The following is a 10,975-nucleotide window of genomic DNA, read 5'->3' on the forward strand; positions in this document are numbered from 1 at the left end:
ATAATAGGTGATGCAATGAAACGCCTTTTTCCCCGCACGCTTTTGTCCTGCTCCGTCCTGTTCAACTTGCTCTGCTCAGCGACCGTTCTGGCCAGCGACCTTCCCACCGTCAACCTTGGCTTCACCAGCTTTCTTGACGGAGCACCGCCCGCCGGGCCCGGATGGTACGGCACGCAATATCTGGAGTACTACACCGCGTCTCGCGTCAACGATAATGCGGGAAATAAAGTGGGGTTGCCGAAGCAGAACATCGATATCTTCGCGGGCTTGACGCAATTGGTGTATCTGTCGCGCTTCAAATTCGCCGGTGCACAACCCGGTATCGATGTACTGCTGCCATGGGTCGCATCGGCGCACACCGACGATGGTCTCGGCAACGTCGCGTTGAACAGCCGCCCCGGCTTTGGTGACCTGCTCTTTGGGCCCTTTATTCAATTCAATCCGGTGATGGGCGCAAACGGACCCCGTTTTGTTCAGCGTTTCGAGTTCCAGATCATTGCGCCTACCGGAGCCTATGATCCAAGCAAGGCAGTCAATCCCGGTAGCGGCTTCTGGTCGCTGGATCCTTACTGGGCCGCCACCCTCTGGTTGACCCCTAAGTGGAGCATTTCATGGCGGCTGCACTATCTGTGGAACGCGAAAAACAACCGCCCGTTGCAAAGCCTGGGCAACGATGTGGATACATCGCAGGCCGGGCAGGCATTACACGCAAACTTCGCCACCGAGTATGCGGTCATGCCTAACTTGCGAATCGGGCTCAATGGCTATTGGCTAAGGCAGATTACGGATTTGAAGGTGAACGGCCAGAACGTATCTGGACAACGTGAGGCTGTCTGGGCAATCGGCCCAGGCGTTATGTACAGCTTCTCCAAACATGATCACGTTATGTTCAATGCGTATTTCGAAGCGAATGCACGCAACCGCCCGGAAGGTAGCCGGGTGGTACTTCGCTACGTGCACCACTTTCAGTGAAGCGCCGCTAATAAGGGATAGTCGTACGGCTCGATTGCGTTTGCTCGGCACATCAGCATCAGACTGTAAGCATCGCACCGGACGTGGCACCGGCCGCCATATCGCTGAACGACCGGGCCTGCTGCACTGTGCAGAAGGGACCGATGTCGCGCTTACATTGAAAATGGGGCCCGCCATGAGTTCGAAACGGTGACGTTTATTGCCGCCATGCCCCGTGTTCAACCTCAACGTCACGCTCCGCTGCTGCCAACGCTTTTGTCAAATTCTCGGCATCAAGACGGATGCAATAGGCCGGCTTCGCGCGTTCAAAGCGCCAACTGTCCTTCAGGCTACCGGCATCAACGCAATCGAATCCCATCTGATCAAGAAGATCTGCGACTGTTGCTTTCGCGCCGATATCGTCGCCGGCAATCGGGAGGGCGCGCCTGTCGGATGCGCCAGCAGGTCTGCCGTCTTCTTCCAGATCCTTCGCGAGAATGGCATTGAATGTCTTCACGACCTTGGCACTCGCGAAATGCTTTGCCGTCATTTCGCTAGTAGTCGTTTCATGTCGGTCAAGCGGAGCAATATTGCCGTCGCGGTCCGGGTAGTAATTGTTCGCATCCATCAAAATTTTTCCCGCAAGTAGCTGTGGTGCAATCGATGTGTATGCACTGAACGGGATGGCAAGCAGCACGATGTTACCAAAGGATGCGGCCTCTTCCACCGTGCCAACCTGGCAGCCGATACCACTCGGGATGCTACTCAATGACTTTGGCCCACGCGAGTTACTGACCATCACGTCATGTCCCGCCGCCAGGCTCAATTTTGCAACAGCGCGTCCAATGAATCCGGCGCCAATAATGCCTATTTTCATATGTGTATCTCTCTCTAGAGTGCGAGCCTGCAGGCAGGTTCAAACTGATTCCGCATATGCAGGTCGTGGCCATGAGCCTTTTCGCCTACGCAACTCATGGTAGATTGACTGCCATATGAAGATAAATAGAGATGTAGTTGTTACATTCGCCATTGGGAGCGTCGAATGCTCGACCGACTGACCAGCATGGCCGTTTTCGTCAAGGCGTCTGACACCGGCTCGTTCGCAGCGGCAGCAAGCGCCCTGCGTCTTTCACCGCAAATGGTTGCCAAGCACGTCAGTACATTGGAAGACCGCCTTGGGGCAAAGCTTCTAAACCGAACGACAAGAAGGCAAAGCCTTACCGAAATAGGCGCAATGTACTATGAGAAGTGCCAACTCATATTGGCCGAAGCCGAGGAGGCTGACTCCTTAGCCGCCGTTCAGAAAGGAACGCCGCGCGGCCGTCTCCGTGTCACCGCACCGGTAACCTTTGGCGCCCACAGTATTGCGCCACTGGTGGCCGCCTATTTGCAAATGCACCCGGAAGTGACCGTGGAATTAGAGCTCACGGACCGTCTGGTCGACATCGTAGAGGATGGCGTCGAGATGGCGTTCCGTATCGGCGCGGCGCCGCCTCCCGGGCTTATCGCGCGACCGTTGGCACCCTATCAACTGATTGTTTGTGCTTCGTCCGCGTATTTGGAAAAACACGGGGTGCCGCGCACGCCATCAGACCTCGAACAACACGAGTGCCTCGGATATTCATTTCATTCCCGTTCCGTGGAAAATCTATGGCGCTTCAGGAAAGACGGTATTTCCCATACAGTCAATGTGCGAAGCAGAATGTTCGTTAATGATGGCGTGTCCCTATTGAACGCTGCCCGAAAAGGCTTCGGTATCGTCATGGGCGGCAGGGATCTCATCCATGAATCGATGTCTAGAGGTGAGGTGACGCAAATATTGCCCGACTATGAAGCACCGCTTCGCCCAATACATCTGTTATTTTCCCCCGACAAACGGCAAACACCAAAGCTTCGCTCTTTCATTGACACGGCGATGCGTACGCTCGGTTAGAGCGCTGATGGAAAGCCGCTCCATCGTAGATCCCGTTATTCGAACAGGTGACAAAAAGGCATCACAAGTCGGTTGCTCATGGGTATTGGCGTGAATGCCTGCACTGGCCAAAAAGGCATCCTCGACAGACGGCCGGATTTCGGCCAGGATGGTCGTTCCCAAAGGTTTATAGCGTGTGCGCTTACAGTATTGTTACTGCCGTTCGCCGAACTTTCGGATCGGATCAGCTTCGCGCCAAATGAAGGCGGATTGAAACAGACAAGCCACTATAGATTCGCTCAACACCCGGATGTCTTGATTAAACGTCTTGGCTAGCGCCGTTTTCTGATTTGTGTTGAGCGTAGGGGGTGCCGATCATCGCAGCCGTCACACCCATCGCGCCTTTTTCGACAACAGCTAAAAACGTATTTTTTGCCATCTCCACGTCTTCGCTGCGCCGATATGCAGCATGCGCTTGAGTGAAGGCGACGCTCCAGGTTGTTAATAACAGATTAGCAGCGAGCTGGGCGTCAGGATCGTCAGACGGTCGGTCAACCGCGAGCGCCAGCGACTCGCTTAAAGCGCGAGCCACTTCATCTCGTATCGCCCGCGCCCGCGCCTTGAGTGCTTCGCTAGCCGCTACCGTCTCGACGAAGCGCCGGCTCCCCTCAAAAAAACGGATATAGGGTGCGTCGTTCTCAATCAACCTATGCGCCAATAGTCGCAATGCCTCGATGGGCGCTAAGCCCGATCTACAAGTTCGCACCGCGTCCAGGATCACCTCGCGAGCCTCTTCCTCCTGATCAAAGAACATGTCCTCTTTACGGGCGAAGTGGTTAAACACAGTCATGCGCCCCACATCGGCGGCCTCCGCAATGTCGTCCACAGTAACGTTGTCAAAGCCACGCTCGAAGAATAGCTTTGTCGCCGCGTCCGAAATGTTCTGACGCATGGCCAATCGCTTGCGAGTTCTTCTATCTAGCTGATCTTCCATGCCTGCTCGATGCTGTCCTTGTGGTGGAGCAAGTATATCATTTAGCTTGTGCACAAATATATACTAAGTATATTATTGGATTGGATATAAAATTTAATTGTCACGGGAATCCGATATGACGCCTCCAGAAAATGCGATAAAGCAGGCGAGAACCACTGCCCGCACCCGCGTGCTTGTCTCAGGCGCAAGTTTCGCCGGGCTTGCGAGCGCTTTTTGGATGAGCAGGTTGGGCTATGACGTCACGGTGGTCGAGATCGCCAAGCAACTGAGAAAAGGCGGTACGCCTGTAGACCTCGAAGGAGAGGCCATCGACGTCCTCACGCGCATGGGCATCATCGACAACGTTCGCGCCAAAGCCCTTCCTCCCCGCACGTTCCAATTTAAGAACGCTGACGACACCGAGGTCGGCAAGATGCTTGCGCAACCGGCTTCGGATGACGCGAAGTACGAAATCCATCGCGACGACCTGCTGGAGATTCTGTTGGAAAGCGTCGCGCATCAAGTCGAGATCGTGTTCGGACGATCGATTGCGCAGATTACAGAGGGACCCAATGGCGTGGCGGTAAGGTTCGTCGATGGGGCTTATGGCGACTATGCGCTGCTGTTAGGTTGCGATGGAAACCGCTCCAATACGCGGCGGCTTGCATTCGGCCAGACAAATGATTTCTCGCATTTCATGGGCGGCTACTTTGCCATCAAGGTTGTCCCCACGACGGATTTACTTCCCGCGAACGTATCGCAAATTTTCAGCGTGCCTGGACAAACGGCGATCCTGAATGGCTATGATGATCGAACCGATATTGCACTTGCCTTTCGAAGCGACGAAGAAATCGAGTACGACCATCGTAATCGCGCTCAACAGCGCGGCATGCTTCACGACCATTTCGACGGGCTCGGTTGGAAAGTATCTGACATACTGGAACATCTGGACGCCGACGATGACTTCTATTTTGACAAGATAAACCAGATCAGGATGCCGCTCTGGTCTAAAGGGCGTGTTGTGCTAGTGGGCGACGCAGGATATTGCGTCTCACCAGTAGCCGGCATGGGAGGCTCTTTGGCGATCGTCGGCGCGGCCCGACTTGGGGATGCCCTACGCAATCATGGAAAAGACCACGTGGCCGCCTTTCATGAATACCACGACAAGCTGCACGGCTTTGTGGACGAGATCCAGGAAAAAGCTGTCAATTTTGGTATGGCGATCATGTTCCCCTCTGACGAGGCAGAGATAGCCGAGCGTAACCGTGCAATTGGTTCCGGAGTAATCGATTTGTAAACGACTACTTGAATGGCTGCACAAGGTCGTAATGCGGCTGTTACGTAAAAACGTTGCCGAGATCCGCAGAATGATCGCTTGCTTGCTGTTTTTGGTCCCTACGTCCATGCCCCCGCAATAGACGACAAGGCCAAAACCTGGTTTTGCAGGCATCAGTCCTCAGCAAGCCAAGCCGCCAAAGCCCCCGCCGCTCGTGGCCCTACTTCTCAAAAAGTACCCCATGTACAACATTACTTCTCGAAACGAGCGCTCGTTGCTAGCCTTGCTCGCCATCACGCAGTTCACCGTCATCATGGACTTCATGGTGATGATGCCGCTTGGCACCCAGATCATGCGCACCTTCGGCATTAGCCCAACCGGCTTCGCCACAGCTGTCTCGGTGTACTCCTGGTGTTCGGGTTTATCCGGCCTGTTCGCGGCAACCTATATAGACCGCTTCGATCGACGCAAACTGCTGCTCTTCATTTACGCGCTTTTCGCGCTGTCGAATTTGGCCTGTGCGATGTCGCCAAGTTTCTCCGTACTGCTGTTGGCGCGAGCGTTCGCCGGTGTTACGGGCGGCGTGTTAGGTTCGGTCGTCATGGCCATCGTGGGTGATGTGATTCCGCCTGCGCGTCGCGGTACAGCCATGGGAACGATCATGATGGCGTTTTCTCTGGCAAGCGTTGCGGGTGTACCGGCGGGCGTATTATTGGGCGCCCACTTCGGTTGGGCTGCGCCGTTTTTCCTGCTCACAGTACTTTCTGTATTGGCCTGCGTAGGGGGGGCACGGATCGTCCCTGTGCTGAACGCGCACCTGAATCAGGTTCAACCAACGTTGTCGCAGGTGTTACCTGCGCTATGGCATATCTTTGCGAATCCGCGCCATCTCGTGGCCTTCGTCTTGACGTTTTTCTCGATGGCGTCGCAAATGGTGGTCATCCCCTTCATCGCGCCAGTGTTGGTGGCCAATCATGGTATTGCGCCCGCTATGCTTTCCTGGATTTATATGGTGGGCGGGGCCGCAACTTTCTTTACATCGCGCCTGATTGGCAAACTCGTCGATACGTGTGGCAGCCAGCGCGTATTCCGCATCATGGCCATGCTTGCGCTGATTCCCGTTTTTGGCATGACCCATTTGCCAAACTTATCGTTCGCTTTTTTATTAGCGTTTTTTTCATTCTTCATGGTGATCATGTCTGGACGGATGACCCCGTTGCAGGCACTGATGACCAAGGTGCCGGACCCGATGCATAGGGGTGCCTTTCTGAGTGTAAATAGTGCTATTCAGGCTTTGGGCGTGGGGTGCGGTGCCTGGTTAGGCGGCCTGTTTCTGTCGACGAATGCCAGCGGCGCCATCGAAGGCTATCAACATAACGGCTGGGTGGCGATGGTCGGGCTTGTCTTTGCTGTGTTCTGGATACGCCGGGTCAAAACGACGGAGGTGGGCGGGATGTCCGCCGCGCCCTCCCCTGGAACGCCGGCGTGAAACGCGCTGTCCGCAGTCGCTCTCGTGCTTATATTAAAACGCATTCGAGCGACAAACTAACAGCTCTCAACAGGGTGGTGACATGCGGAATAATCGACTCCGCCAGCCAAGGCGCTACAACTTGCACCACTATCAGATGCTGCTCAAGGCTCAAACAAAAGGGCAATGTCTTCCGGCTCCGAGCTGCAAGCGTTTGGCATCAGCATACATGCTATCAGCAAGCATTATTCAATTCCGCATTGCACATTTTTGATACAGCCCGCCTTGCGTTCCATCGATATCAAAGCGACGGATGCAGGTCACGCACGGGGCTGACCGCTTCAAGTAGCGATGCGACGTGCAGGATGGTGGATTCGGCCTGCCACGCCCCCACAACTTGCACATTGATTGGCATTCCTTCTTTGCTTGTCCCGAATCGCATTGCCAAACCGGGCAAGCCCGTCACGTTGAGCGGAACCGTTGCGCCTTGAAGGTAAGTGGCATCAACAGTCTGGCCGTCGATGACAAAGCGGTCCACGCCATGTTTATGCGCTGGAATGGGCAGTGCATGAGTGATGAGCGCGTCGTACCGCGTGAAATAGTCTGCAAACCCGTCACGCAAGCGCTCTGCCGCTTGTTCAGCCTCGATATAGTCCGCCATCGATGTCTCCTGCAATGAGAGCATGGTCTTCGCCATTTTATACAGCTCGTCGTCACCCCGACCAGCAGTGGCTGCCGCAAACGCAGGCTTCATCTCCATGACGTGGAGCTTGTTGAACACATCGAGAGCGAAATCGCGTTCGAGCGCCGGAATACCGACCGGCTCGACAAAAACGCCTTGTCCCCTCAGCGCTTCGGCTGCGGCTTTTACGGTCGCGGCGACCTCGGCATCAACCGGGCCGAATCCCGGTCCGACCATCCAGCCGACTCGCAGCGGACGCACAGGGGGATGGTCTATTCCTGCATCTAATCGAACCATACTGCTGGAAAAAGCATCCTTGCCGTCCGGACCGCGCAATAGCGAATAAGCGAGCGCGATATCACGCACCGATCGCGCCATCGGCCCCACATGCCAGAAGCGGCGCGGTGCACGCGGCCAGATGCCAGTCATCGGCACGCTGCCATGCGTGGCCTTCATGGATGTGATGCCAGTCTGCGCGGCCGGGCCACGCACCGAGATAGCGAGGTCCGTGCCCAAGCCCAGCGGCGACATACCCGCCGCAATTGCCGCCGATTCCCCACCGCTGGAACCGCCGGGTGTCCGGGATAGATCCCAAGGATTGTTGGATCGGCCGGAGAGCAGATTGTCGCTCTCGATCCAATAAGAAAACTCGGGAAGATTTGTTTTTGCCAACAGAATACCGCCGGCTTGCTTCATCCGAGCCACACTCGTGGCATCGACATCCGGGCGGCGGCCTTTGAAGATCGGGGAGCCACGCTGGGTCAATACCCCTGCTGTATCAATTGAATCTTTCACGCTGAACGGCACACCGTGCAACGGCCCCAATGGCCTCCCCTCCAGAACGGCCGCTTCCGCGGCTTTCGCGTGACGTAGTGCGTCGTCCGCAATCGTCACGATCGCATTCACTTTTGGATCAACCGCCTCGATCCGGTCCAGATGCGCCTGCACCACTTCAACGGGCGAAACTTCCTTTGTGCGAATGAGCTCAGCCAGCGCGCTGGCATCTTTGAAAAATAAGTCGGTCTTCATCGGGAAACCTCCAAAGGATAGAAAGATAAATGACGAAACATCAAACTACCTAACGTTCGTTAGGCAAACTTTAGGCGTTATACTTCTTCTCGTCAATCCTTTTTCACGACGGCGGCATATGAAGAACCCGGTGCATGCAAGCGCGACATCGCGCGAAAAAATTCTTGCTGCGGCTACTAAAATTGCGCAAGCGCACGGCTATGGCGGACTCAATATGCGGGTCCTGGCCGAAGACCTTGGTATCAAAGCGGCGAGCCTTTACTACCACTTTCCAAGCAAGGCGGACCTTGCCGCGAACGTCGCTAAGCGGTATTGGGAAGAATCGGCAGCATGGTTGGAGGCGTTGTCATTGGGGACAGCAACTCCCCGGGAGTGTCTGCATCGATACCCGGAGACGTTCCGTAAATCGCTGGAGTGCGATAACCGCATTTGTCTTTGCAGTTTCATGACCGCCGAGTACGACGATCTCCCCGAAGCGGTGAAGGTCGAAGTCCTTGCCTTTACCGAAGTGAATGTCGCCTGGCTGAAAAACACCCTTATCCAGGGAGAAATGGTGGATGTGGCGGACGCGGAAAACCGCGCTAGGGCGATTTTCGCGGCGGTCTCCGGCGCACAATTGATGGCGCGCGGCCGAGCGGATATCGCGCTTTTCGACGCATTGCTAAACAGCTATCGCACAGCAGGACTTATCCCTGAATAACAGACGCACTTAGGTTTCAGCGATAAGAAGGTGCGGGCTGGAAGGGGGTCGTATTTTTCGTGTTCAAGGCAGGTTGAAAATCACTCGGACAGCCGAACGCAACGATTCGCGTAGAAGATAGCGGATTGGTTCACGACCGCTGCGCCGTGTTTGGGCTTCGCATGGTCGCGCGCCGTCGATGCGAAAATGCGAGAATCGCCTGGAATAGGATTCGGCTACCCGTCACTCGCTCATTTACCACTTGCTAGCCAACAAATGACAACGACAGAACACACTGTTGCGCCGGTCAGCCTTTTCCCGGTTGAAAGACTGGCCTCGTTCGCTGATGGCAATGCAGGAGGCAATCCCCTGGTGGATTGATTCGCGAGGCGCTACCAGATGCTGACACCATGCAGGCAATTGCAGCAGAGGTAGGCTATTCCGAAAAGGCATTCGCGATGCCACTCACCGGTGCCTGGCGGGTACAGTCACCCTGCGCAGGGGGATTACCGTTAGAGACTAATGCCCGGGGCAGGTCAGTCGTTTCGAGACAGGGTCAGAGCGCTTTAAAAGGACGGTTTCGGTTTTTTCTCTAACGGCGTTGAGTGGCTCGCTGCGCGAGTCATGCGCGGCTCCGTTGGCCGTTATGCCTTGTGGGAGTTCTCGGAAAAGTAGTCAATCACAAAGTCACGACCTCGAGTCGCATAGACGAAATATACGAGCTGAGTTTTCTCCGGATGCAACTCTAACTGACACCACGCGATACGAGCTTTACGATCAGCCAGTAACGACCGAGACGCCGCTTCGCTTTCACAATGGCAGATGACGTCATCCGCATAGCATTCAACCGCCTATCAAATTTCAAGCTGTCAGCCAGAGCAGCCATAGCGCAACTCGTTAAGAATCGTGATGGAGCATCAAAGACGGCTAAGTCGGTTAGCCGTTCTGTTGCCCTAAACTTGCAAAAAAATTACATTAATATTTTTTACTATTACGTAATTATTCGTAATATGTAATGTTATGAAATATAAAGCATACGAGTTATTCTCCCAAATCAAAAATCCAATAATTCCCGCTTCATCTTGAGGTTTAAGTTGAAAAAAATAATATTTATCTTTTCAATGATTTTTAATTTTTTTTATTCTTGGCAGTTGATTTATCTACGTGCTGGACAAAAATAAAATACAACATACACACTATCCCACCAAAAGAAGGCGCTCTTTTAGTCCTAACTTGTTCAGTTGTGATTGCTGCATCAATAGTTTTTTCCGTAATATCTTTAATGAAAGCATACGGAAAATATGACCGCATTAATAATGTTCGAGTTGTATCAAAATTCGTATTTTATACATTTTTATTGGGCATAATACTTTGCCTAACAATTCCGTTTCTTATCAGCGGCGCGTACTGCAAGTAAAAACTATCTCTTTTAGGAAATCTTGTGGCATCTACTCTTATAAGATGACAATTCATAATAAAGCCTTTGATTCCTCTGAAAAGTGCTAACGGGAGCTTCGCTCTTGACGAGTATTTTGCTCGATGTCGTAACCGTGTTGTATAAATTCGGCACGCGGACATTCAACAGATATCCACGGAGTGTCTGCTCAAGCGTCGACTACAAAAAGCGCCGTCTCGCTGCCTAGTGGACAACGATGGTGACCGAGATCGACCGTCATGCGGCGCCTACCACGGAAACCTGCCAGACATTTGAGCGGCGGCAACTTAAGGGCCGTCATCGAGTGTTCCAGTTGTAGTTTTGGGTTTGCCTTAGGCGAATAAGCCTTCTCAGATGCTTTCTTTGGTTTCAGCGATAAGAAGGTGCGGGCTGGAAGGGGGTTGTATTTTTCGCGTTCAAGGCAGGTTGCAAATCGCTCGGGCAGCCGAACGCAACGATCCGAGTAGAAGATAGCGGATTGGTTCACGATCGCCGTCCCGTGTTTGGGCTTCGCATGGTCGCGCGCCGTCGATGCGAAAATGCGAGAATCGCCTGGAATAGGATTCGACC

Annotated in this window: 9 protein-coding genes; 5 read left to right on the forward strand and 4 right to left on the reverse strand. The window is 53.9% G+C overall.

The window, feature by feature from the left end; translation table 11 throughout:
- Positions 1 to 15: 15 nt before the first annotated feature.
- The gene (locus WM40_RS05155; protein ID WP_024905936.1) at positions 16 to 972 is read left to right on the forward strand and encodes a SphA family protein; all 957 of its coding nucleotides are present in this window, start codon (positions 16 to 18) and stop codon (positions 970 to 972) included.
- Between the two features lie 196 nt (positions 973 to 1,168).
- Here WM40_RS05155 and WM40_RS05160 read toward each other — a convergent pair whose 3' ends face one another.
- Positions 1,169 to 1,828 (reverse strand): NADPH-dependent F420 reductase, encoded by a 660-nt coding sequence (locus tag WM40_RS05160; protein ID WP_024905937.1) that lies wholly within the window; start codon positions 1,826 to 1,828, stop codon positions 1,169 to 1,171.
- A 165-nt stretch (positions 1,829 to 1,993) separates the two neighbouring features.
- Between WM40_RS05160 and WM40_RS05165 the strand changes: the two genes are divergently transcribed.
- Positions 1,994 to 2,884: a LysR substrate-binding domain-containing protein gene (locus WM40_RS05165; RefSeq protein WP_046152291.1), complete on the forward strand. Its 891-nt coding sequence runs from the start codon at positions 1,994 to 1,996 to the stop codon at positions 2,882 to 2,884.
- A gap of 298 nt (positions 2,885 to 3,182) precedes the next feature.
- Here the strand turns inward: WM40_RS05165 and WM40_RS05170 are convergent, their stop codons facing one another.
- Positions 3,183 to 3,857: a TetR/AcrR family transcriptional regulator gene (locus WM40_RS05170; protein WP_046152292.1), complete on the reverse strand. Its 675-nt coding sequence runs from the start codon at positions 3,855 to 3,857 to the stop codon at positions 3,183 to 3,185.
- A gap of 115 nt (positions 3,858 to 3,972) precedes the next feature.
- Here WM40_RS05170 and WM40_RS05175 point away from each other — a divergent pair, with 115 nt between their 5' ends.
- Together WM40_RS05175 and WM40_RS05180 are read left to right on the forward strand one after the other, a co-directional pair.
- On the forward strand, positions 3,973 to 5,133 hold the full coding sequence (locus WM40_RS05175; protein WP_046152293.1) for an FAD-dependent monooxygenase: 1,161 nt from the start codon (positions 3,973 to 3,975) through the stop codon (positions 5,131 to 5,133).
- A gap of 220 nt (positions 5,134 to 5,353) precedes the next feature.
- Positions 5,354 to 6,601 (forward strand): MFS transporter, encoded by a 1,248-nt coding sequence (locus WM40_RS05180; RefSeq protein ID WP_036013247.1) that lies wholly within the window; start codon positions 5,354 to 5,356, stop codon positions 6,599 to 6,601.
- Positions 6,602 to 6,881: 280 nt separating this feature from the next.
- Here WM40_RS05180 and WM40_RS05185 read toward each other — a convergent pair whose 3' ends face one another.
- Positions 6,882 to 8,291, reverse strand: a complete 1,410-nt coding sequence (locus WM40_RS05185; protein ID WP_046152294.1) for an amidase — start codon at positions 8,289 to 8,291, stop codon at positions 6,882 to 6,884.
- Positions 8,292 to 8,409: 118 nt separating this feature from the next.
- Here WM40_RS05185 and WM40_RS05190 point away from each other — a divergent pair, with 118 nt between their 5' ends.
- Positions 8,410 to 8,991, forward strand: coding sequence for a TetR/AcrR family transcriptional regulator (locus WM40_RS05190; protein WP_024905942.1), 582 nt, complete (start codon positions 8,410 to 8,412; stop codon positions 8,989 to 8,991).
- Positions 8,992 to 10,574: 1,583 nt separating this feature from the next.
- Here the strand turns inward: WM40_RS05190 and WM40_RS29950 are convergent.
- The coding region (locus tag WM40_RS29950) for a hypothetical protein (RefSeq protein ID WP_162199037.1) at positions 10,575 to 10,975 on the reverse strand (401 nt) is incomplete at its 5' end.

It is taken from the genome of Robbsia andropogonis (assembly GCF_000970345.1).
GTDB lineage: Bacteria > Pseudomonadota > Gammaproteobacteria > Burkholderiales > Burkholderiaceae > Robbsia > Robbsia andropogonis.